At 68.3% G+C, this 20526-nt stretch carries 22 protein-coding genes and 2 pseudogenes; 23 read left to right on the forward strand and 1 reads right to left on the reverse strand.

The window, feature by feature from the left end; all coding sequences use genetic code 11:
- The first annotated feature begins 87 nt into the window (after window positions 1-87).
- The 23 genes and pseudogenes from ACFFJC_RS20325 to ACFFJC_RS20435 all read left to right on the forward strand — a co-directional run bounded on the left by ACFFJC_RS20325 (window position 88) and on the right by ACFFJC_RS20435 (window position 20043).
- On the forward strand, window positions 88-408 hold the full coding sequence (locus tag ACFFJC_RS20325; RefSeq protein WP_379489183.1) for a DUF2285 domain-containing protein: 321 nt from the start codon (window positions 88-90) through the stop codon (window positions 406-408).
- Between the two features lie 140 nt (window positions 409-548).
- Window positions 549-830 (forward strand): helix-turn-helix transcriptional regulator, encoded by a 282-nt coding sequence (locus tag ACFFJC_RS20330; RefSeq protein ID WP_053553337.1) that lies wholly within the window; start codon window positions 549-551, stop codon window positions 828-830.
- A gap of 18 nt (window positions 831-848) precedes the next feature.
- A pseudogene (locus ACFFJC_RS20335) lies at window positions 849-1670 on the forward strand (replication initiator protein A); the annotation flags it as partial.
- 305 nt (window positions 1671-1975) lie between these two features.
- Window positions 1976-2629: a ParA family partition ATPase gene (gene parA, locus ACFFJC_RS20340; RefSeq protein ID WP_379489170.1), complete on the forward strand. Its 654-nt coding sequence runs from the start codon at window positions 1976-1978 to the stop codon at window positions 2627-2629.
- Entirely contained in the window at window positions 2626-2880 is a 255-nt protein-coding gene (locus tag ACFFJC_RS20345; RefSeq protein ID WP_053553334.1) for a hypothetical protein, read from the forward strand. The genes parA and ACFFJC_RS20345 overlap by 4 nt, the downstream gene beginning before the upstream one ends.
- On the forward strand, window positions 2877-3398 hold the full coding sequence (locus tag ACFFJC_RS20350) for a DUF2840 domain-containing protein (RefSeq protein ID WP_379489171.1): 522 nt from the start codon (window positions 2877-2879) through the stop codon (window positions 3396-3398). Before ACFFJC_RS20345 ends, ACFFJC_RS20350 begins: the two co-directional genes overlap by 4 nt.
- Complete coding sequence (locus ACFFJC_RS20355; protein WP_379489172.1) at window positions 3395-3940, forward strand: S26 family signal peptidase; 546 nt, start codon at window positions 3395-3397, stop codon at window positions 3938-3940. Before ACFFJC_RS20350 ends, ACFFJC_RS20355 begins: the two co-directional genes overlap by 4 nt.
- A 66-nt stretch (window positions 3941-4006) precedes the next feature.
- Window positions 4007-4342 (forward strand): DUF736 domain-containing protein, encoded by a 336-nt coding sequence (locus ACFFJC_RS20360; protein WP_053553331.1) that lies wholly within the window; start codon window positions 4007-4009, stop codon window positions 4340-4342.
- A 4-nt stretch (window positions 4343-4346) separates the two neighbouring features.
- Window positions 4347-5063 carry a lytic transglycosylase domain-containing protein gene (locus ACFFJC_RS20365; protein ID WP_379489173.1) on the forward strand — a complete coding sequence of 239 codons (717 nt, stop codon included), beginning with the start codon at window positions 4347-4349 and terminating at the stop codon, window positions 5061-5063.
- A 1108-nt stretch (window positions 5064-6171) separates the two neighbouring features.
- Window positions 6172-7404 carry a DUF3363 domain-containing protein gene (locus tag ACFFJC_RS20370; protein WP_379489184.1) on the forward strand — a complete coding sequence of 411 codons (1233 nt, stop codon included), beginning with the start codon at window positions 6172-6174 and terminating at the stop codon, window positions 7402-7404.
- 204 nt (window positions 7405-7608) lie between these two features.
- Window positions 7609-9600 (forward strand): conjugal transfer protein TraG, encoded by a 1992-nt coding sequence (locus ACFFJC_RS20375; RefSeq protein WP_379489185.1) that lies wholly within the window; start codon window positions 7609-7611, stop codon window positions 9598-9600.
- Window positions 9601-9611: 11 nt separating this feature from the next.
- The gene (locus ACFFJC_RS20380) at window positions 9612-10049 is read left to right on the forward strand and encodes a ribbon-helix-helix protein, CopG family (RefSeq protein WP_102114760.1); all 438 of its coding nucleotides are present in this window, start codon (window positions 9612-9614) and stop codon (window positions 10047-10049) included.
- A gap of 169 nt (window positions 10050-10218) precedes the next feature.
- Window positions 10219-11250: a P-type conjugative transfer ATPase TrbB gene (trbB, locus tag ACFFJC_RS20385; RefSeq protein ID WP_379489174.1), complete on the forward strand. Its 1032-nt coding sequence runs from the start codon at window positions 10219-10221 to the stop codon at window positions 11248-11250.
- Between the two features lie 17 nt (window positions 11251-11267).
- A complete protein-coding gene (locus tag ACFFJC_RS20390) occupies window positions 11268-11579 on the forward strand; it encodes a TrbC/VirB2 family type IV secretion system protein (protein WP_379489186.1) in 312 nt (103 codons plus the stop codon).
- Window positions 11579-11851, forward strand: a complete 273-nt coding sequence (locus tag ACFFJC_RS20395) for a VirB3 family type IV secretion system protein (RefSeq protein WP_102114757.1) — start codon at window positions 11579-11581, stop codon at window positions 11849-11851. Before ACFFJC_RS20390 ends, ACFFJC_RS20395 begins: the two co-directional genes overlap by 1 nt.
- Before the next feature lie 14 nt (window positions 11852-11865).
- Complete coding sequence (gene trbE / locus ACFFJC_RS20400; RefSeq protein ID WP_379489175.1) at window positions 11866-14304, forward strand: conjugal transfer protein TrbE; 2439 nt, start codon at window positions 11866-11868, stop codon at window positions 14302-14304.
- Entirely contained in the window at window positions 14301-15059 is a 759-nt protein-coding gene (trbJ, locus tag ACFFJC_RS20405) for a P-type conjugative transfer protein TrbJ (protein ID WP_379489176.1), read from the forward strand. Before trbE ends, trbJ begins: the two co-directional genes overlap by 4 nt.
- A gap of 10 nt (window positions 15060-15069) precedes the next feature.
- Window positions 15070-15441, forward strand: coding sequence for a putative entry exclusion protein TrbK-alt (gene trbK-alt, locus ACFFJC_RS20410; RefSeq protein WP_379489177.1), 372 nt, complete (start codon window positions 15070-15072; stop codon window positions 15439-15441).
- Window positions 15442-15443: 2 nt separating this feature from the next.
- Window positions 15444-16796 (forward strand): P-type conjugative transfer protein TrbL, encoded by a 1353-nt coding sequence (trbL, locus tag ACFFJC_RS20415; RefSeq protein WP_379489178.1) that lies wholly within the window; start codon window positions 15444-15446, stop codon window positions 16794-16796.
- A gap of 2 nt (window positions 16797-16798) precedes the next feature.
- The gene (trbF, locus tag ACFFJC_RS20420; protein ID WP_379489179.1) at window positions 16799-17482 is read left to right on the forward strand and encodes a conjugal transfer protein TrbF; all 684 of its coding nucleotides are present in this window, start codon (window positions 16799-16801) and stop codon (window positions 17480-17482) included.
- Window positions 17479-18549 carry a P-type conjugative transfer protein TrbG gene (trbG, locus tag ACFFJC_RS20425; protein ID WP_379489180.1) on the forward strand — a complete coding sequence of 357 codons (1071 nt, stop codon included), beginning with the start codon at window positions 17479-17481 and terminating at the stop codon, window positions 18547-18549. Before trbF ends, trbG begins: the two co-directional genes overlap by 4 nt.
- A gap of 113 nt (window positions 18550-18662) precedes the next feature.
- Window positions 18663-19802, forward strand: coding sequence for a TraB/TrbI/VirB10 family type IV secretion system protein (locus ACFFJC_RS20430; RefSeq protein WP_379489187.1), 1140 nt, complete (start codon window positions 18663-18665; stop codon window positions 19800-19802).
- A gap of 1 nt (window position 19803) precedes the next feature.
- Entirely contained in the window at window positions 19804-20043 is a 240-nt protein-coding gene (locus ACFFJC_RS20435; protein WP_379489181.1) for a DUF2274 domain-containing protein, read from the forward strand.
- Here the strand turns inward: ACFFJC_RS20435 and ACFFJC_RS20440 are convergent.
- A pseudogene (locus tag ACFFJC_RS20440) lies at window positions 19976-20479 on the reverse strand (LysR family substrate-binding domain-containing protein); the annotation flags it as partial. The gene ACFFJC_RS20435 and the pseudogene ACFFJC_RS20440 sit on opposite strands and share 68 nt — an antisense overlap.
- Window positions 20480-20526: the final 47 nt, after the last annotated feature.

Here is a 20526-nt window from a genome sequence, read left to right on the forward strand (position 1 = left end):
CTCTACGATCTCGGTGACGGCCAAAGTGTCCAGCTCGTCATCGAGACGGCCACGCCGGTCGGCAGGCCCCTTGCCGCCATCATTCCTCTGGGTCGGGACGGATTCGATCGTGTCCGATCCCTTTGCCGTCTGCTGGCAACCCTTCACGGCCGGGCCATCCCGCCCGACACCCGGCTGACGGCGCAACACCGCCTGCGATTGCGCCGGATGCTGCAATGCTTCGACGGCTATCGCGATGGCGCGACCCAGCGGGAAATCGCGCAGGTCATCTTCCACATCGCCCGACTCGACCGCCAGGCGTGGCAGGACGCCTCCGCCCGCCACGCCATCAAAACCCTGCTGCGGGACGCGCGCGCCATGATCGCCGGCGGCTATCGCGCCTTACTGCGACACCGCCGGCCGGACTGATCGCGCCGACGCGATCGCCGGTGGGCGATTTTAGGCCCCCCAACCTTCGCCCTGCATCGCGCCGGTCCTGCTTCGCCATCGTGGCCTTCGCTCGCCGCTGATCTCCAGCGGCCTTCACGAAGCTCACGGAGGCCCCATCCATGCGACCCGATCTCGCCGTTCTCCCGCCGCGCTTCCTGCGCACCAAGGAAGCCGCCGAGTTTCTCAGCCTGTCCGCCCGCACCCTCGAAAAGCATCGGACCTACGGCACCGGCCCGGCCTATCGCAAGCTCGGCGGCCGCGTCGTCTATGCCGTCGACGATCTCGAAGCCTGGGCCGCGCGCGGCGCCGTCACCTCGACCTCCGATCCGCGCGGTTCGATCCTTCCCGCGAAGCGTCACACGCCGGCGCCGCTGGCCCAAGCCGCCCGGCGCCCACGCTGATCGCCGACGAACCCCCGAATGGCGGCGCGGCGGCAATCCCGATCGGAGCGCGAACAGCTCGACCTGTTTCGGGCGCTCCCTGGCGAGTTCGCTGCCCGAGATGCGCAGGATCTCATGGCCTATCCCTTCTTCTCCCTCTCCAAGTCCCATCGCACCGCGCCGATCGACTTCTGCGCCGGGGGCGTGTCGATCCGCGTCGAGGCCGTGCCCGATCATGGCATGGCGACCATCTGGGACGCCGACATCCTGATCTGGGCGGCGAGCCAGATCGTCGAGGCGCGCGACGCGGGCCTGCGCACCTCGCGCCTGCTGGTCGCCACCCCCTATGAAATCCTCAGATTCATCGGCCGCGGCACGTCCTTGCGCGACTATCAGCGTCTCAAGGCCGCGCTCGACCGGCTGCAATCGACGACGATCTGCACCTCGATCCGTCAACCCGCCGAGGGCCGGCGGCATCGCTTCTCCTGGATCAACGAGTGGAAGGAGCGCACCGACCGGAACGGCAAGCCCGACGGGATCGAGCTGATCCTGCCCGACTGGTTCTACCAGGCCGTCCTCGACGACGCGCTCGTGCTGACGATCGACCGCGCCTATTTCGGCCTGACGGGCGGTCTCGACCGCTGGCTCTATCGAATTGTCCGCAAGCACGGCGGCCGTCAGCGCAACGGCTGGCGTTTCGACTTCCGCCACCTCCACCAGAAATCAGGCGCGCTCTCCCCCTTCAAGCGCTTCGCCTTCGAGCTGCGCGACATCATCCGGCGCCAGCCGCTCCCCGGCTACACGCTGTTCCTCGAGATCGAGGGCAGCGGCCGCACGCTGCTCGCCTTCGAGCCACAGCCCGCCTGTGGAAAAGCTGTGGATGGCGTCGTGCCATCGGGAACCCGAGGGCGCGTGCCATCAGGAACCGGACCCTCGTGCCAACGGGAACCAAAACCGGCCCTAACCCACAGCACGAAAAGCGAAAATCGCGCCCTTAACTTAGAGTCTAACAGAGACTCTAACTTTGAAGAGCGCGCCCGCGAGGTGGAAAACCTCGTGCGGCAGGCCACGAAGGCCCTCAGCGTCGCCGGCAAACAGCGACCCGAAGCCGCCGACACGCATCCCCTCCCGCAGCTCCCTTTCACTCCCGTTCCGGGAGGACGGCGATGATCGTCGCGCTCCTCAACCAGAAGGGCGGCGTCGGCAAGACGACGCTGGCGCTGAACCTCGCGGGCGTTTGGGCGAGCCAAGGCAAGCGCGTCACCCTGATTGACGCGGACCCGCAAGGCTCGGCGCTGGACTGGTCGCAGCAACGCAGCCGTGAGGGCCTGGCTCGCGCCTTCGGCGTCGTCGGCCTCGCCCGCGATACACTGCACCGGGAAGCGCCGGAACTGGCCCGTGACGCCGACATGATCGTGATCGATGGGCCGCCCCGCGTCGCCAGCCTGATGCGTTCGGCGCTGCTCGCCGCCGACCTGGTGCTGATCCCGGTGCAGCCATCGCCCCTCGACGGCTGGGCCTCCGCCGAGATGCTGGCGCTCATCGGCGAGGCGCGCATCTACCGGCCGGAGCTGGTCGCGCGCTTCGTGCTCAATCGTTGCGGCGCGCGCACCGTGCTCGCCCGCGAGACGGCCGCGACCCTGGCCGATCACGATCCTCCCGTCCTCGCCGCCACCATCGGCCAGCGCGTCGCCTTCGCGGCCGCCGCGCAGTCCGGCCAACTCGTCTCCGAACTGAACGACGGCACGCCCGCCGCGCGCGAGATCGCGGCGCTGGCGGACGCGATCAAGTGCTTGAGCATCGGGAGGGCGGCGCGATGAACGGGCGCTCGTCCCGCAATGGCTTCGCCTCCCGGCCCGCCGATCCCGAGCGCTGGGTCAGGGCGGCCGACAACCCGCCGCGCGATGCCGGCGCCGGCGGCTACACCGCCCGGCTGACCATCGACGTGACGCCGGCGCTGCGCGGCCGGATCAAGATCGCCGCGTTCGCTCGCGGCGTCACGGTCGCCGACATGCTGCGCGAGCTGCTCGCGCGCGAATTTCCCCCGACCGCCGAAGGAGACCCATCATGACCGACGCCGCGGTTTCCCGCGCCCAGGGCGGCCCCATGCCGCGCGCGCATCTCGCCGACAGTCTCACCCATGTCGAGCTGACGCATGTCGAGAAGCGGATCGAGAACTGGATCAGATTCGGCCACGAAGCCCATGAACAGGTGCTCGATCGCCGCCGCCGCGTCTTCTCTTTCCGGCCGGGCAGCCTCTTCGCCTTCGTGCGTTGGGCCGCCAACGACTTCGGCACGATCATCTCGCGCATCGACCTCGTGCGCGCCGTCGCGCCAGGCGAAGCCTACCAGACGCTGCCCTTCGTGCGCCCCGGCGGCGACATCCTGCTGAAGATCGAGGGCTGGCCCAAGGTCGAACAGGTGCTTCGCCACATCGACGCCGTGGAAGCCCTCGGCATCGACGCCTGCGACGTGGCTCCCGATCACTGGCGTCATGTCGGCAACCGGATCGGCGCGGGCCATGAGCCGCGCGCCTACACGCTGGAGCGCCACGCGGCATGGCTCAAGCGGCGGGAGATTGGGCTATGACCCGCTTCGGCTATGTCATGACGACCTATGTCGTAACGATGGGCGTCGCCATCGCCGCCTTCGTCCCGATCGCACCGCGCCTCGTCTGGAACGCCTCGGCCAGCGCGCCGATCGGCCTCTATGACCTCGCCCCGCCGCACCCTCTGACGGTTGGCGATCTGGTCGCCGCCCTCCCGGACAAACCGCTCTCCGACTTCATCGTCGGGCGCGGCTATATCGGCCGCAACGTGCCGCTGATGAAGCGCGTCATGGGCCTTCCCGGCCAGCAGGTCTGCCGCACCGGGGACGTCGTGACCGTCGACGCCGTGCCGCTTGGACGGGCGCTCGACCGCGACCGACTCAGCCGTCCGCTGCCGGTCTGGCAAGGCTGCCAGCGCATCGGCGATGGGCAGGTTTTCCTGATGAACCCCGATGTCCGCGACAGCCTGGACGGCCGTTATTTCGGCCCGCTTCCGGCGCGCACCGTCATCGGCGAGGCGAGCCCACTCTACACCGACGAGGACGGCGATGGCCGCTTCGTCTGGCGCGCGACGACGCGCTGACCGCTTCCCGTCGTCGGGAGCGGTGCCCGCCGACGGCCTTCCAACACCACCGCCATGGAGACCATCATGTCGCAGATCGGCACCTTCACCCGTCAGCAGTCCGGCTTTGTCGGGCGCGTCCACACCCTCACGCTCTACTGCGAAGTCACTGTCGTCCCCGCCGAGTCCTCGGATACGGAGAACGCCCCGGACTATCGCCTTCATCAAGGCAATGACGATGGCCCAGAGATCGGCGCGGGCTGGAAGCGCACCGGCGAACGCGCCGGCGAATACATCGCTTTCCTGATCGACGATCCGGCTTTGCCGCAGCCGATCCGCGCCAATCTGTTCCGCGACGACGACGCGGGCAGCGCCTGGTCGCTGCACTGGAGCCGTCCGCAGAAGCGTGACGGGAAGGACTGACGCGATGCGGCGGACCTCACTCCTTCTCCTTGTCGGCCTGACGTGCGGTTGCGGGCTCGCGGTCCCGGTCCTGGCGCAGCCGTCGCGCATCGCCGCTTCGCCCGCCCGCGATCCTTTCGGCGAACTCATCGCAGAGGCGGCGCAGCGCTTCGCGCTTCCCGCGGCATGGATACGCGCGGTGATGAAGGCCGAGAGCAATGGCGATCCCCGCGCGGTCTCGCCCAAGGGCGCGATGGGTCTGATGCAGATCATGCCGGCGACATGGGCGGGCTTGCGTGATCGCTACCGCCTTGGCGCCGATCCTTACGATCTGCGCGACAACATCATCGCGGGTGCGGCCTATATCCGCGAGCTGTATGACCGCTATGGCTCGCCCGGCTGGATCGCGGCCTATAACGCCGGTCCTGGACGTTACGAGGACTGGCTGAAGGGCCGTCCTCTGCCGGCCGAAACACGCGCCTATGTCGCCACCGTCGCGCCGTCACTCGGCGATGGCGACGCATCCGCGCCGATCCTGATCGCCACCGCTGACCCGCTGGCCTGGACCCGCGCGCCGCTGTTCGTCGCACCGTCGGCGCGCGCAACGGCGGCCGGTCCTTCGCCGGCCGAACGCACCTCCAATGACGCTGATACGACGCCGGGCGTGCGCGATGTTTCCGCCATCGCGCCGCAGTCCGGCGGTCTGTTCGTCGCACGGGCGGACACGGAACGGCAGCCATGAGGCTCGCAATCGTGTCCGCTTGGCGGGAGGTTCCGGTGTGCAGGCGATGGGGCTGGCGACGGTCTCATCCCCCGGCAGAAGGGGCGAAACAGGCAGGAAGGCGGGAGGGCAAGATTAAAGCGGACGGCACCCTATGGGTCCGATCCGGAGGCCAAGCCCTTGTCTGCACACTGTTTGGGGCGGCACCATCGTCAGGCCGGCAGGGTGCCGCGAGTTCCGGTAAAGCCAGCATTTTCCGCCTTTCTCGCGGCACTCCTACCCAAGATCGGCAGCTTCGTGCGGATCGCCGACCGTGAGCGACGACAACGAGAGCTTTCGGCCGAGGCCCGGCCGCATCCGCTCCAAGGGCGCGAAGGCCGGTCAAACCAGGAGCTTCCTCAGCAAGGTTCGGAAGATCGCCCGACAGCAGCAGGCCGGACCAGGCCGAAGCTCCTCCGCCAAGGGTGGAGGTCCCGGCCGGTCGGCGAATGGCCGGAGCGTCGTCGCGTCCGGCCGCGGCGTGCAGCGCGGGCGCGGCGCATCCTTCGTGCGCGCCCGCAACCTGTCGAATGGCTGGAGTCATCGCCAGCCCGGCAGCCGGCGCGTGATCGTCAAATCCCGGTCGGTTCGCGCCCCAGGCCGCAGCGGCAAGGCCGCCGCCCATCTGCGCTACATCCAGCGCGACGGCACGGCCCGCGACGGCGAGCGGGGCCGGCTCTATTCGGCGACTGAGGATCGCGCCGACGGCGACAGCTTCCTCGATCGCGGCAAGGACGATCGCCACCAGTTCCGGTTCATCGTCTCGCCGGAAGACGCCGCCGATCTTGCCGACCTGACCGGCTACACCCGCGACCTGATGGCCCAGGTCGAAACCGACCTTGGCACGAAGCTCGACTGGGTCGCCGTCAATCACCACAACACCGGCCACCCGCATGTCCATGTCATCGTCAACGGCCGCGACGCCTTGGGCGAGGATCTCGTCATCAATGGCGACTATCTCGCCAACGGCATCCGCGAGCGGGCAAGCGAACGGGCGACGCTCGAACTCGGCCCCGTCACCGAGATCGAGCAGCGCCGAAAGCTCTTGGCCGAAATCGACCAGGACCGGCTTACCCGCATCGACCGGGCGATGATCGCCGAAGCCGAGGATCGCTTCATCGACCTGCGTCACGAGCCGGACGACCTGCGCGGCCAGGCCGACCGGACGCTGCGCTTGCGCCGTCTCGGCAAGCTCGGCGACATGGAGCTTGCCACCGAACATGCGCCCGGCGTCTGGGAATTGAGCGACCGGCTGGAACCGACGTTGCGCGAGTTGGGCGAGCGCGGCGACATCATCCGCACCATGCAGCAGGCGTTGCGGGCCGAAGGCGCCGAGCGCGATCCGATGACGTTCCAGATTCACGACGCCGCGCCGGCCGCGCCGATCGTCGGCCGCGTCATCGACAAGCATTTGTCCGACGAGTTGGGCGAGACCCTGACGCTGGTGGTCGATGGCGTCGACGGACGCACGCACCATGTCTCCGGCATCGACCCAACCCGCGTCGAGGACGCGCGCATCGGCAGCGTCATCGAGATCGGGCCGCCGGACAGCACCGGCCGCCCGTCCGATCGCGCCATCGCCGGCCTAGCCGAGGACGGCATCTATCGGCCGAGCCGCCATCTGGAGCAGGCGCGGTTCGACGGCCATGTGCCGAACGGCGACTATGAGGGCTTCGTCGACGCCCATGTCCGGCGGCTCGAGGCGTTGCGCCGCGCCGGCATCGCCGAGCGCATCGACGCCGACCAGTGGCGCATCCCCTCCGACTTCGAGGGGCGAGCCGCCGCTCATGACGCCGGGCGGAACGGCCGCGCCAATATCCGCATCCTCTCGACCTTCGATCTGGAGCGCCAGATCGGATCGGACGGCGCGACCTGGCTGGACCGGCGGCTTGTCAGCACGGATACCTCCGACCTGTCGCCGGCCGGCTTCGGCGCACAGGTGCGCGAGGCGATGGATCGCCGCCGCGACCACCATGTCGATCAGGGCGACGCCGCCCTTCAGCCGGACGGGCGCATCGCCTACCGGCGCAACCTGATCGCCACGCTTCGGGAACGTGAGGTCGCCCGCGCCGGTGAGGAGCTGGCGGCGAAGAAGTCGCTGCCGTTCCGCATGGCCGCCGACGGCGAGACCGTGACGGGCGCCTTCACCGGAACCGCACAGCTATCGAGCGGCAAGTTCGCCATCGTCGAGAAGTCCCATGAGTTCACCCTCGTTCCGTGGCGGCCTGTCATCGACCGCCAGCTCGGCCGCGAAGTCATGGGCGTCGTCCAGGGCGGGTCGGTATCGTGGCAGTTGGGCCGGCAAAGGGGGCTGGGCATTTGAGGCAAGCTGTCTCCACCCCGACCGGAGCCTGGATGGCGGCCTTGAGGGCCAGGGCGGCGGTAATCGCGGCGCGGCGACGCGACACGGACCATCCGTTTTGTCATCCATGGCATCCGAAACCTCGACACTTCGGATTTTCTATTGCTTCTCGCCAAAGCGGATACTCTCTGATCGGCTCCATCTCTTTTGCCGGCCGGAGCCCTTATGTCTGGAACCCGTGTCCTTTGGGGACAAGTCGCCATCGTCCTGTCCATCGTGCTCACCGCCATCTGGTGTGCGACGGAATGGACGGCGTGGCGTCTCGGCTTTCAGGCGCAGCTCGGACAGCCGTGGTTCGAGGTGGCGGGCTGGCCGTTCTATTACCCGCCGATCTTCTTCTGGTGGTGGTATTGCTACGACGCCTATGCGCCGTCGATCTTCATCGAGGGCGCCTATATCGCAGCCTCGGGCGGGTTCATCTCGATCGCCGTCGCCATCACCCTGTCGGTGCTCCGGGCGCGGGACGAGAAGGACGTCGTCACCTATGGTTCGGCGCGCTGGGCCGAGCCGGCGGAGATCCGGGCCGCCGGACTGCTCGGCGCGGACGGCGTGATCCTCGGCCGCTACGACCGCGACTATCTCCGACACGATGGCCCGGAGCATGTCTTGTGCTTCGCGCCGACCCGATCGGGCAAAGGCGTCGGCCTCGTGGTGCCCACGCTGCTGACCTGGCCGGGCAGCACGATCATCCACGACATCAAGGGCGAAAATTGGGGCCTGACCGCCGGCTTCCGGTCCCGGCATGGCCGCGTGCTGCTGTTCGATCCCACCGACCCGGCGTCGTCGGCCTACAATCCGCTGCTCGAGGTGCGGCGCGGCGACAAGGAAGTCCGCGACGTGCAGAACATCGCCGACATTCTCGTCGACCCCGAAGGCGCGCTCGAGAAACGCAACCATTGGGAAAAAACCAGCCATTCGCTGCTGGTCGGCGCGATCCTCCATGTTCTCTACGCGGAACCCGACAAGACGCTCGCCGGCGTCGCCAACTTCCTTTCCGATCCGAAGCGTCCCGTCGAGGCGACGCTGCGCGCCATGATGAACACGCCGCATCTGGGCGAAGCCGGCGTCCATCCCGTCATCGCGTCATCGGCCCGCGAACTGCTGAACAAGAGCGACAACGAACGCTCGGGCGTGCTTTCGACCGCCATGTCCTTCCTCGGCCTCTACCGCGATCCCGTCGTGGCGAAGGTGACGGCGCGCTGCGATTGGCGCATCGCCGATCTCGTTGCGGCAGACAGACCCGTCAGCCTCTATCTCGTCGTCCCGCCGAGCGACATCAACCGCACCAAACCTCTGATCCGCCTGCTGCTCAATCAGGTCGGGCGGCGGTTGACCGAAGACCTGAAGACCTCGGCCCATCGTCATCGGCTGCTGTTGATGCTGGACGAGTTTCCGGCGCTCGGCCGGCTCGATTTCTTCGAGTCCGCCCTGGCCTTCATGGCGGGCTACGGCATCAAGTCCTTCCTGATCGCACAGAGCCTCAACCAGATCGAAAAGGCGTATGGCGCGAACAATAGCGTGCTCGACAACTGCCATGTGCGCGTCGCCTTCGCCACCAATGACGAGCGCACCGCCAAGCGAGTGTCGGACGCGCTCGGCACCGCGACCGAGATGCGCGACTCCACCAACTATGCCGGCCATCGGCTTTCGCCCTGGCTGGGGCATCTGATGGTGTCGCGGCAGGAGACGGCCCGGCCGTTGCTCACCCCCGGCGAGGTGATGCAGCTCCCGCCCGCCGATGAATTGCTCCTGGTCGCGGGCGTGCCTCCGGTGCGGGCGAAGAAGGCCCGCTACTACGAGGATGCGCGGTTCCGCGAACGTATCCTACCGCCGCCGAAACCCGCGGGCGCGAAAGCGTCGGCGACGCCCCCCGCCGACGATTGGTCCGCCTTGGCGATCCCGGCCGCATCCGCGGGCGCGAGGCCGGGGAGCGCAGCCGGCATGACCGCCGATCCCGCCAACGCCGGCATCCGCCGCGAGCCGGAATTGCCAGAACATGAGGAAATCGCGCCGCCCGAGCGCCCGGCGCTCGGAGAGTTCGACCTGCTCGACGACGAACCGGACCTCGATGCCGCCAAGGCCCGCAGTTTCCGCCTGCGGGCCGGGTCCATCGCCCGGCAGGCGACGATGGACCCGGCCGATGGCGTCGAGTTGTGAGGCGACTGGCCATGCAGACCAAGACCCGCATGAACGTCTATTTCGAGCCGGAGCTTCTGAAAAAGGTCGAGGCGCTCGCGCTCCGGCGCCGCGTCTCCAAATCCGCCGTCATCGAAGCCGCCGTCGCCTCCTTCCTGTCGGCTGACGCATCGGAGCGATTGGAGGCCGTATTCGCGCACCGCATGGACCGGCTTGGCCGCCAGATCGATGGCATGGACGAAGACCTGGCCATTCTCGGCGAGACGCTGTCGCTGTTCATCCGCTTCTGGCTGACCATCACGCCGCCATTGTCCGACAGCGCGCAGGCGTCGGCGCGGGCCAAGGGCGTGGAGCGGTTCGAGAGCTTCCTGCAAACACTCGGCCGGAAACTGGCGACCGGGGATCGCTTCCTCAGAGACCTGTCGCGAGACATCGACTCGCAACGCAGCAAAACCGCCGACCCGGAGTAAGGGGTGGCAATGAAGTCGGCGGGACTTTACTCAACACCGCCGTTCTCCTGTATTTGCGCGCTACGCTACTACTCTCGCAAATCCTTGTTGAGCCGGCCTGATTTCTGGCTCTTTTAATCATCCCCGTCCGGGGAGCGTCTGATCTCTCCCCGGCTGGATCGGGGATCGGATGGCGATTTCGCAGAACAATTCGGAAGGACTGGCGCGCGGCGCGCGGATGCTGCGCACCGCGCTCGGCCCCGCCATCGCCCGCTTCATGGAAGACGCCTCCGTCGTCGAGGTGATGCTCAATCCCGACGGGCGCATCTGGATCGACCGGCTCTCGGAAGGGCTGGCCGATACGGGTGAACGCCTCTCGCCCGCCGATGGCGAGCGCATCGTGCGCCTGGTCGCGCACCATGTCGGCGCCGAGGTCCATGCCGGCAGCCCGCGCGTCTCGGCCGAGTTGCCCGAGACGGGGGAGCGGTTCGAGGGCCTGCTGCCGCCCGTGGTGGCGGCCCCGGCCTTCGCCATCAGGAAGCCCGCCGTCGCCGTGTTCGGCCTCGGCGACTATGTGAGCGCCGGGATCATGTCCGCCGCGCAGGCCGAGGCGCTGCGCCAGGGCGTCGCCGCCCGCGCCAACATCCTCGTCGCGGGCGGCACCTCGACCGGCAAGACGACGCTCACCAATGCGCTGCTCGCCGAAATGGCGAAGACCGCCGACCGCGTCGTCATCATCGAGGACACGCGCGAGCTGCAATGCGCCGCGCCCAACCTCGTCGCCATGCGGACGAAGGACGGCGTCGCCTCGCTGTCCGATCTCGTCCGCTCCTCGCTTCGTCTGCGCCCCGACCGCATCCCGATCGGCGAGGTGCGCGGCGCCGAAGCGCTCGATCTCCTCAAAGCCTGGGGCACCGGCCATCCCGGCGGCGTCGGCACGATCCACGCCGGCAGCGCCATCGGCGCGCTGCGGCGCATGGAACAGCTCATCCAGGAAGCCGTCGTCACCGTCCCGCGCGCGCTGATCGCCGAGACGATCGACCTCGTGGCCGTGCTCTCGGGCCGCGGCTCCGCACGGCGTCTCTCCGAACTCGTCCGCGTCGAGGGCCTCGGCCCGGACGGCGATTACCGCGTCGCGCCTGCCGTCACCGCACCGGCCTGCGCGAACGGCGGCCCCGCGCCCTCTCTCATCCCCGCCAGCCCCGAAGGAGAAGCCCTGTGATCCAACGCCTGCACCAAATCCGTCCTCGCCTCGTCGCGGCGCTATCCAGCGCCACGCTTTCCGTGGTGATGGCGGCTCCCGCCCACGCCTCCGGCTCGTCGATGCCGTGGGAAGCGCCGCTGCAATCCATCCTGGAGTCGATCGAAGGTCCGGTCGCCAAGATCATCGCGGTCATCATCATTATCATGACCGGCCTGACGCTGGCCTTCGGCGACACGTCCGGCGGCTTTCGTCGCCTGATCCAGATCGTGTTCGGCCTGTCGATCGCCTTCGCCGCCTCGAGCTTCTTCCTGTCGTTCTTCTCCTTCGGCGGCGGAGCGCTGGTCTGATGCTGGGCGCGGCCGACGACGTGCCGGGCTTCACCGTGCCGGTTCACCGGGCGCTGTGCGAGCCGATCCTGCTCGGCGGCGCTCCGCGCGCCATCGCCATCATGAACGGCACGCTGGCCGGCGCGCTCGGCCTGGGTCTGCGCCTCTGGCTGGCCGGCATCGTGATCTGGGCCATCGGCCACGTCGCGGCGGTGTGGGCGGCCAAGCGCGACCCGCTGTTCGTCGACGTCGGCCGCCGTCACCTGCGCATCCCCGCGCACCTCACGGTCTGAGCGGGAGAGCGACGATGATGAATCTCGCCGAATATCGCGACAAGAACACCCGGCTTGCCGACTTCCTGCCTTGGGCGGCGCTGGTCGGCACGGGCGTCGTGCTCAACAAAGACGGCAGCTTCCAGCGCACGGCGCGCTTTCGCGGCCCCGATCTCGATTCCGCCGTCGCGGCCGAGCTGGTCGCGGTCGCCGGCCGCCTCAACAACGCCTTCCGCCGCCTCGGCTCCGGCTGGGCGATCTTCGTCGAAGCGCAGCGCCATCCCTCCAATCGCTATCCCGACGGCCATTTTCCCGACGCCGCGTCGGCGCTGGTCGATGCCGAGCGCAAGGCCGATTTCGAGGAAGCCGGCGCGCATTTCGAGTCCAGCTATTTCCTGACCTTCGCCTGGCTGCCGCCGGCCGAAGACGCGGCCCGCGCCGAAGGCTGGCTCTATGAAGGCCGCGAGCAGAAGGGTTTCGATCCGCACGAGGCGCTGGGCGGCTTCACCGACCGCACCGACCGGCTGCTGCGCCTGGTCGAAGCCTTCATGCCCGAATGCCGGTGGCTCGATGACGGCGAGACGCTGACCTATCTCCATGGCTGCGTCTCCACGCATCGGCACCGTGTCCGCGTTCCCGAGACGCCGATCTATCTCGATGCGCTGCTGGCCGATCAGCCGCTGACCGGCGGCCTCGAGCCGCGTCTCGGGCAGGCGCATCTGCGCGTCCTCACCGTCACCGGATTTCCGACAGCGACGACGCCGGGCTTGCTCGACGAATTGAACCGGCTGGCCTTCCCCTATCGGTGGAGCACCCGCGCGATCCTGCTCGACAAGACCGATGCAACGAAGCTGCTGACCAAGATCCGCCGCCAGTGGTTCGCCAAGCGCAAATCGGTCGCCGCGATCCTCAAGGAGGTGATGACCAACGAGGCATCCGTCCTGGTGGACACGGATGCGTCGAACAAGGCGGCGGACGCCGATCTCGCGCTCCAGGAACTGGGCGCCGACTACGCAGGGATCGCCTATGTCACCGCGACGGTGACGGTGTGGGACACCGATCCGCGCGCCGCCGACGAGAAGCTGCGCCTGGTCGAGAAGGTCATCCAGGGCCGTGACTTCACCGCGATGGCGGAAACCATCAACGCGGTGGACGCCTGGCTCGGCAGCCTGCCCGGACACGTTTACGCCAATGTCCGGCAGCCGCCGATCTCCACCCTCAATCTCGCCCACATGATCCCCCTCAGCGCCGTGTGGGCGGGGCCGGAACGGGACGAGCACTTCGCAGCGCCCCCGCTGCTGTTCGGCAAGACCGAAGGCTCGACCCCGTTCCGGTTTTCCCTGCATGTCGGCGATGTCGGCCACACCCTGATCGTCGGCCCGACGGGCGCCGGTAAATCCGTTCTGCTGGCGCTGATGGGCTTGCAGTTCCGCCGCTATGCCGGCGCTCAGGTCTTCGCCTTCGATTTCGGCGGTTCGATCCGGGCGGCGGCGCTGGCGATGGGCGGCGATTGGCATGACCTCGGCGGCGATCTTTCCGACGGCTCGGAAACCTCGGTCAGCCTTCAGCCGCTGGCCCGCATCCATGATGTTCCCGAGCGCGCCTGGGCCGCTGACTGGGTCGTCGCCATCCTGACCCGTGAAGGCGTCGCCATCACGCCGGAGGTGAAGGAGCACATCTGGACGGCGTTGACCTCGCTGGCCTCAGCGCCGGTCGAGGAACGCACCATCACCGGCCTTTGCGTGTTGCTCCAGTCCAACGACCTCAAGCAGGCGCTTCGCGCCTATTGCATCGGTGGCCCCTATGGGCGGCTGCTCGACGCCGAACGCGAGCATCTCGGCACGGCGACCGTGCAGGCGTTCGAGACCGAGGGGCTGATTGGCACCGGCGCGGCGCCGGCGGTCCTCTCCTACCTCTTCCACCGCATCGAGGACCGCCTCGACGGATCGCCGACCCTTCTCATCATCGACGAGGGCTGGCTCGCACTCGACGACGAAGGCTTCGCCGGCCAGATCCGCGAATGGCTGAAGACGCTCCGCAAGAAGAACGCCAGCGTCGTCTTCGCCACGCAATCGCTCTCCGACATCGACGGCTCGTCCATCGCGCCCGTCATCATCGAAAGCTGCCAGACCCGGCTGCTCCTGCCGAACGAGCGCGCCATCGAGCCGCAGATCACTGCGATCTATCGCCGCTTCGGCCTCAACGATCGCCAGATCGAGATCCTCGCGCGGGCCATGCCCAAGCGCGACTACTACTGCCAAAGCCGCCGCGGCAATCGCCTGTTCGAGCTCGGGCTGTCGGACGTCGCCCTCGCGCTCTGCGCTGCTTCCGCCAAGACCGACCAATCCGTGATCGCACGGCTGCTCGCCGAACACGGGCAGGCCGGCTTCCTCGTCGCCTGGCTCCGCCACCGCGATCTCGGCTGGGCGGCCGACCTCATTCCAACGCTCACCCTGAAGGAGAAACTGCCATGACCTTGCCTCGCTCCCGCGCGGCGCGGCTCGCCGCCGCGCTGCTCCTCGCCCCTGTCGCGCTCACCCCAATGCTGGCGACGCCGGCGCAAGCCCAATGGACCGTGTTCGACCCCACGAACTATGTGCAGAACGTGCTGACGGCCGCCCGCAGCCTTCAGCAGATCACCAACCAGATCACCTCGCTTCAGAACGAAGCGCAGATGCTCATCAATCAGGCCCGCAATCTGGCGAGCCTGCCCTACTCGTCGCTGCAACAGCTCCAGCAGTCGGTGCAGCGCACGCAACAACTGCTCCAGCAGGCTCAGAACATCGCCTACGACGTCCAGCAGATCGACCAGGCATTCCAGACCAAATACACCAATGTGTCGATGTCGGCGCCGGACGCGCAACTGATCGCCGACGCCAGGAGCCGCTGGCAGAACACGGTGGGCGGTCTGCAAGACGCCATGCGTGTGCAGGCCACGGTCGTCGGCAATATCGACACCAACCGCACGCAGATGTCGGCGCTGGTCGGCGCCAGCCAGTCGGCCACGGGTGCCTTGCAGGCGACACAAGCCGGCAACCAGCTCCTCGCCCTCCAGGCCCAGCAGCTCGCCGATCTCACCGCCGTCATCGCCGCCAACGGGCGCGCGCAGGCGCTGCAATCGGCCGAACAGGCCGCCGCCGCCGAACAGGGCCGCGAACAGCGCCGCCGCTTCCTGACGCCGGGGACCGGCTATCAGCCCGGCAACGCGCAAATGTTCCACGGCAACTGAGGGCGACCCGATGGACGGCAAGACCCTCGCGCGCCTCGGCGCTGTCGTCTTCGTCGCGGTCGCGGTCACGGCGACCGCGATCGAGATGACCCGTAAGGACGACCGGCAAAACAGCCCGACGACGCAGACGCGCACCGTGACGGAACGAGATCCGCTCGGCGCGGAGCTGGCGCGGTGCAGCGCCATGGGCGAAGCCGGCCCGCGCGATCCGTCCTGCCTGCGAGCGTGGGACGAAAACCGCAGGCGTTTCCTCGGTCAGTCGGCCCCGGCACCCGCGCCGGCGGGACCGGCGACATTGTTCCCGAACGCCCCCGCCGAGGCGGCTCCCGACGACGCCACGCCCGCCATTCAGGCGGAGCCCTCTCGGCCCGAGGTGCGCTGATCGTGGGCGGCACCGGCGTCATCGACCATTTCCTCGAGGTCTTCACCCGCTACATCGACGGCGGCTTCGGCCTTCTGCAACCCGAGGTCGGCTTCATCGCCACGACGCTGATCGTCATCGACGTGACGCTCGCCGCCCTGTTCTGGAGCTGGGGCGCAGATGAGAACATCATCGCCCGGCTGGTGAAGAAGACGCTGTTCGTCGGTGTTTTCGCCTACATCATCGGCAACTGGAACAATCTCGCCCGTATCGTCTTCGAGAGCTTCGCCGGCCTCGGTCTGAAGGCGTCCGGCACGAGCTTCACCGTCACCGACCTGCTGCGTCCCGGCAAGGTCGCGCAAACCGGCCTCGACGCCGGACGGCCGCTGCTCGATTCCATATCCAGCCTGATGGGCTACTGGTCGTTCTTCGAGAACTTCATCCAGATCGTCTGCATGTTGTTCGCCTGGGCGCTGGTGCTGCTCGCCTTTTTCATCCTCGCCATCCAGCTCTTCATCACCCTGATCGAGTTCAAGCTGACCACCCTGGCCGGCTTCGTGCTGATCCCCTTCGGCCTGTTCGGCAAATCCGCCTTCATGGCCGAACGGGTGCTCGGCAACGTCATCTCGTCCGGTATCAAGGTGCTGGTGCTTGCCGTCATCATCGGCATCGGATCGACCCTGTTCTCCGAGTTCACCACGGGCTTCGGCGGCGCCACGCCGTCGATCGACGACGCGATGGCGATCGTGCTCGCCGCCTTGTCGCTGCTGGGCCTCGGCATCTTCGGCCCCGGCATCGCCAACGGCATTGTCTCAGGCGGGCCGCAGCTCGGCGCGGGCGCCGCGATCGGAACCGGCCTGGCCGCGGGCGGTGCGATCGCGGCCGGCGCCGCTGCCGCAGGCGCGGCTGTTTCCGGCGGCACGGCCCTTGTGGGCGGCGCTGCCGCCGCCGCCCGTGGCGGGGCGGCTTTGGCTGGAGGCGCATCGACAGCCTACAGCCTGGGCGCGGCCGGCCAAACCGGCGCATCCGCCGTCGCATCCGGCCTGCGCAATGTCGCCAGCGCGGGCGCACAGGCCACCGTCTCGCCGCTGAAACGCGCCGCTGGCCGCGCCGCCGACAGCCTGAAGCAGAGCTACCAATCCGGCGCGCGCTCCGCCTTCGCGGCGACAGGCGGGGCTTCGACCGCCGGCACGGTCGGCGGCGAAGCCGAGGCCGCTTCCCAAACCGCTTCCACCACCGACAGGCCGCCGGCCTGGGCCAAGCGCATGAAGCGCTCCCAGCAAATGACCCACGGCGTTCAGGCCGCCGCCCACGCCGTTCGCAGCGGCGACAGCCACGGCGCCAGCTCCACCATCAATCTCTCCGAAGGCGACTGACCATGTTCAAACGACCCGCCACCCATTACGGCAAATCCCCGCAGCCCGAGACGCCCTATCAACGCGCCGCCCAGGTCTGGGACGAGCGCATAGGCTCCGCCCGCGTGCAGGCCCGCAACTGGCGCTTCATGGCCTTCGGCTCGCTCGCGCTGTCGATGGGCCTTGCCGCCGCGCTGGTCTGGCAATCCGCCAACGGCTCGATCGTGCCATGGGTGGTGCAGGTCGACCGCCTTGGCCAGGCGCAGGCCGTTGCGCCGGCGACGGCCGACTATCAGCCGAACGATCCCCAGATCGCCTTCTACCTGGCGCGCTTCATCGAGCAGGTCCGCTCGATTCCAGCCGACGCGATCATCGTGCGCCAGAACTGGCTGCGCGCCTACGACTTCACGACCCAGAGCGGCGCGCTCGCCCTCAACGACTACGCCCGGTCGAACGATCCTTTCGCCAGGGTCGGCAAGCAACAGGTGGCGGTGGAGGTGTCGAGCGTTATCCGCGCCTCGCCGTCGAGCTTCCGCATCGCCTGGATCGAGCGCCGCTATCAGGACGGCGCGCTCGCCTCTACCGAACGCTGGTCCGCCATTCTGACCGTTGCCGTGCAGCCCCCGCGCGACGCCGACACGCTGAAGAAGAACCCGCTCGGAATCTACGTCAACGCCATCAACTGGTCGAAGGAGCTTGGACAATGACGCCAGCACTCCGTAAAGCCGCCCCCTGGAGTGCAGGGCGTCCGGCTTTCCGCATCCACGCCAATCCGGCTTTCCGTAAATCCGGCTTGCCACTTGTGCTGCTCTGCACATCGGCGCTCGCCGGCTGCGCCACCAGCAATATGCCGCCGCCCGAAATCGCCTACGACAACGCCATGCCTGCCGTGCAGGCGACCGAACCGCCCAGTCCCGTGCAGGTCGTGGAACTCCCCAAGCCCCTGCCGCTTCCCGGCCAGTTGAAGCCGGTCGGCAAGGACGGCAAGCCCGTTCCCGAAGCCGCCGACCCGACCGTGCGCGTCAACCAGGCCAACGCCGCCGCGCGGGTCCAACCCGTCCGCGACGGCTTCATCAACTCGATGCAGGTCTATCCCTTCGTCAACGGCGCGCTCTACCAAGTCTATGCCTCGCCGGGGCAGATCACCGACATCGCGCTCCAGCCTGGCGAGCAGCTCGTCGGCGCCGGACCAGTCGCCGCCGGCGACACCGTGCGCTGGATTATTGGCGATACCGAGAGCGGCGCAGGCGCCGCCAGGCAGATCCACATCCTCGTCAAGCCGACGCGGCCCGAACTGCTCACCAACCTCGTCATCAACACCGACCGCCGCACCTACCATATGGAACTGCGCTCGACACCTTCGACCTACATCGCGTCGGTCTCCTGGCAATATCCGCAGGACCAGCTCATCGCCCTGCGGCGGCAGAATGCCGACGCGCAGGCGGCGCAGCCCGTCGCCACCGGCATCGACCTCGCGCGGGTGAACTTCCGCTACGATGTGAGCGGCGATCGAGCGCCGTGGCGGCCGCTGCGCGCGTTCGATGACGGCCGGCAGGTGTTCATCGAGTTTCCGCGCGGCATCGGCCAGGGCGAAATGCCACCCCTGTTCGTCGTCGGCGCGGAGGGCGACACCTCCGAACTGGTGAACTACCGCGTGCGCGGCAACTACATGATCGTCGACCGGCTGTTCGCCGCCGCCGAGCTGCGCTTCGGGGCGGGCAAGTCCCAGAAGCGCGTGCGTATCTCCCGCACCGATGGGAGGCCGGCATCGTGAGCGACGAACGCGATCCCGAAAGGGAAGAGAGCCGGACGCCCGATGGGGCGCCGCAGCCGGACGCGGCCGACGAGACCGACGACCGGCCGCTCACCGGCGAGCCGGTCGCGCCGATGCGGCTGCGGCCCGAGCCTCCGCGCGTCACCCGCTTGTCGCGCAAAGTGCTGGCCGGGCTCGGACTCGTCGCCAGCCTCGGCGTCGGTGGCGCCCTGCTCTATGCACTCCAGACCCGCAACGCCGGCAATCAGGGACAGGAACTCTATTCCACCGACAACCGCAGCACGCCGGATGGCCTGAACGGTCTGCCGAAGGACTATAGCGGTGTTCCCAGACTCGGCCCGCCGCTGCCCGGCGATCTCGGCCGCCCGATCCTCAGCGCGCAGAATGGCGGCCAGCCGATTCCCGCACCAGGCATGACCACGCCAGCGTCCCCGGGCCCGAGCCCGGAGGAACAGCGCCGCGCGCAGGAGCTGGAAGCGGCGCGCACCGCGCGTCTGTTCTCGTCGACGGAGACACGGCCCGCCAGCGCCGCACCAACCGCGCCTGCGGCCGCGCCCGCGACCGACCTCGCCAGCCTCGGCCTCGCGCCGCAGCCCGCGACGCCCTCGGCGCAGGATCGCCAGCTCGCTTTCCTCAACCAGGCGCCCGACAAACGCACGGTCTCGCCCGATCGGGTCGCCGCACCCGCATCGGCCAATGTGCTTCAGGCCGGCGCGGTGATTTCCGCCGCACTCATCACCGGCATCCGCTCCGACCTTCCTGGCCAGATCACCGCGCAGGTGACGGAGAACATCTACGACAGCCCCACCGGGCGCATCCTGCTGATCCCGCAGGGCACGCGCGTCATCGGCCAGTATGACAGCGGCGTCGGTTTCGGCCAGCGCCGCATTTTGCTGGTCTGGAACCGGCTGATCTTCCCGAATGGCCGCTCCATCGTCCTCGAACGCCAGCCCGGCGCTGACGCCGAAGGCTATGCCGGGCTGGAGGATGGCGTCGACTATCACTGGGGCGAGCTGTTCAAGGCCGCGGCGCTCTCGACCCTCCTCAGCGTCGGGGCCGAAGCCGGCTCATCCGGGCAGGAAAGCGACATCGTGCGCGCCCTGCGCAACGGCGCGTCCGACAGCATCAGCCAGACCGGCCAGCAGATCGTCCAGCGTCAGCTCAACATCGCGCCGACGCTCACCATCCGGCCAGGCTTCCCCGTCCGCGTCATCGTCACGCGCGATCTCGTGCTCGAACCCTACGGAGGCTGACATGGCGAAGCTGAAACTCGGCCCGATCGCCGACGACAAGCCGGTCAAGATCACGCTGGAGCTGCCCGCCAGCCTTCACCGCGATCTCACCGCTTACGCGGAGATTCTCGGCCGCGAGGCGGGACAGCCGGCCACCGATCCGGTGCGCCTGATCGTTCCCATGCTGGAGCGGTTCATGGCGACAGATCGAGGCTTTGCGAAGGCGAAGCAGGCGGTCTCGTCGCCGCGTCCGCCTGCCTGACGGCCGGCCGGTCGGTTTGCGACAGTATCCGGGCGAGGCTCAGAAACCTGCGGCAGGCCGGATTGTCGTTCCGGCGCGACCAGATCGCGCTGAACGGCAAGACCTCGCCCATGATCGGGCGATAGACGATACCCGGAATCTGAGCCCCTGTGGTCGCCTCGCTGGTCAGCGTCAGCCCGCGCCCGATGGCTACCATCGACAGCAGGACATCCCGGCCGACAGGGTGCGGGTGGATATTCGGATGGTGGCCGAGACCGGCCAGTCGCTGGATCAGATAGTCATAGATCTCCGGCCCTGGCGCCGCATTGCTGACGATGAAGTTCTCGCCGGCGAGATCGTCCCAATGCAGGGTCTGCTTCGTCGCCAGGCCGTGTTCCGTGGGCAGGACGGCGAACACCCTCTCCGACCAAAGCTGTTCTCTCTCGCAATCGGGCCATTCGGACGGTAAGCATCCGGTGAGAACCGCGGATCAGGCGGCTTCGC

The organism is Novosphingobium soli, assembly GCF_042432915.1.
Taxonomy (GTDB): Bacteria; Pseudomonadota; Alphaproteobacteria; order Sphingomonadales; family Sphingomonadaceae; genus Novosphingobium; species Novosphingobium soli.

What these genes read in the sequence shown, in the direction of transcription:
- ACFFJC_RS20395 (WP_102114757.1), top strand. Translation starts at nt 11,579, where the DNA reads ATGCTGGGCGCGGCCGACGACGTGCCGGGCTTCACCGTGCCGGTTCAC.
- ACFFJC_RS20365 (WP_379489173.1), top strand. Translation starts at nt 4,347, where the DNA reads ATGCGGCGGACCTCACTCCTTCTCCTTGTCGGCCTGACGTGCGGTTGC.
- parA (WP_379489170.1), top strand. Translation starts at nt 1,976, where the DNA reads ATGATCGTCGCGCTCCTCAACCAGAAGGGCGGCGTCGGCAAGACGACG.
- ACFFJC_RS20370 (WP_379489184.1), top strand. Translation starts at nt 6,172, where the DNA reads ATGATCGCCGAAGCCGAGGATCGCTTCATCGACCTGCGTCACGAGCCG.
- trbK-alt (WP_379489177.1), top strand. Translation starts at nt 15,070, where the DNA reads ATGGACGGCAAGACCCTCGCGCGCCTCGGCGCTGTCGTCTTCGTCGCG.
- ACFFJC_RS20345 (WP_053553334.1), top strand. Translation starts at nt 2,626, where the DNA reads ATGAACGGGCGCTCGTCCCGCAATGGCTTCGCCTCCCGGCCCGCCGAT.
- ACFFJC_RS20355 (WP_379489172.1), top strand. Translation starts at nt 3,395, where the DNA reads ATGACCCGCTTCGGCTATGTCATGACGACCTATGTCGTAACGATGGGC.
- ACFFJC_RS20435 (WP_379489181.1), top strand. Translation starts at nt 19,804, where the DNA reads ATGGCGAAGCTGAAACTCGGCCCGATCGCCGACGACAAGCCGGTCAAG.
- ACFFJC_RS20360 (WP_053553331.1), top strand. Translation starts at nt 4,007, where the DNA reads ATGTCGCAGATCGGCACCTTCACCCGTCAGCAGTCCGGCTTTGTCGGG.
- trbF (WP_379489179.1), top strand. Translation starts at nt 16,799, where the DNA reads ATGTTCAAACGACCCGCCACCCATTACGGCAAATCCCCGCAGCCCGAG.
- trbB (WP_379489174.1), top strand. Translation starts at nt 10,219, where the DNA reads ATGGCGATTTCGCAGAACAATTCGGAAGGACTGGCGCGCGGCGCGCGG.
- ACFFJC_RS20330 (WP_053553337.1), top strand. Translation starts at nt 549, where the DNA reads ATGCGACCCGATCTCGCCGTTCTCCCGCCGCGCTTCCTGCGCACCAAG.
- trbE (WP_379489175.1), top strand. Translation starts at nt 11,866, where the DNA reads ATGATGAATCTCGCCGAATATCGCGACAAGAACACCCGGCTTGCCGAC.
- trbJ (WP_379489176.1), top strand. Translation starts at nt 14,301, where the DNA reads ATGACCTTGCCTCGCTCCCGCGCGGCGCGGCTCGCCGCCGCGCTGCTC.
- trbG (WP_379489180.1), top strand. Translation starts at nt 17,479, where the DNA reads ATGACGCCAGCACTCCGTAAAGCCGCCCCCTGGAGTGCAGGGCGTCCG.
- ACFFJC_RS20380 (WP_102114760.1), top strand. Translation starts at nt 9,612, where the DNA reads ATGCAGACCAAGACCCGCATGAACGTCTATTTCGAGCCGGAGCTTCTG.
- ACFFJC_RS20430 (WP_379489187.1), top strand. Translation starts at nt 18,663, where the DNA reads ATGCGGCTGCGGCCCGAGCCTCCGCGCGTCACCCGCTTGTCGCGCAAA.
- ACFFJC_RS20375 (WP_379489185.1), top strand. Translation starts at nt 7,609, where the DNA reads ATGTCTGGAACCCGTGTCCTTTGGGGACAAGTCGCCATCGTCCTGTCC.
- ACFFJC_RS20350 (WP_379489171.1), top strand. Translation starts at nt 2,877, where the DNA reads ATGACCGACGCCGCGGTTTCCCGCGCCCAGGGCGGCCCCATGCCGCGC.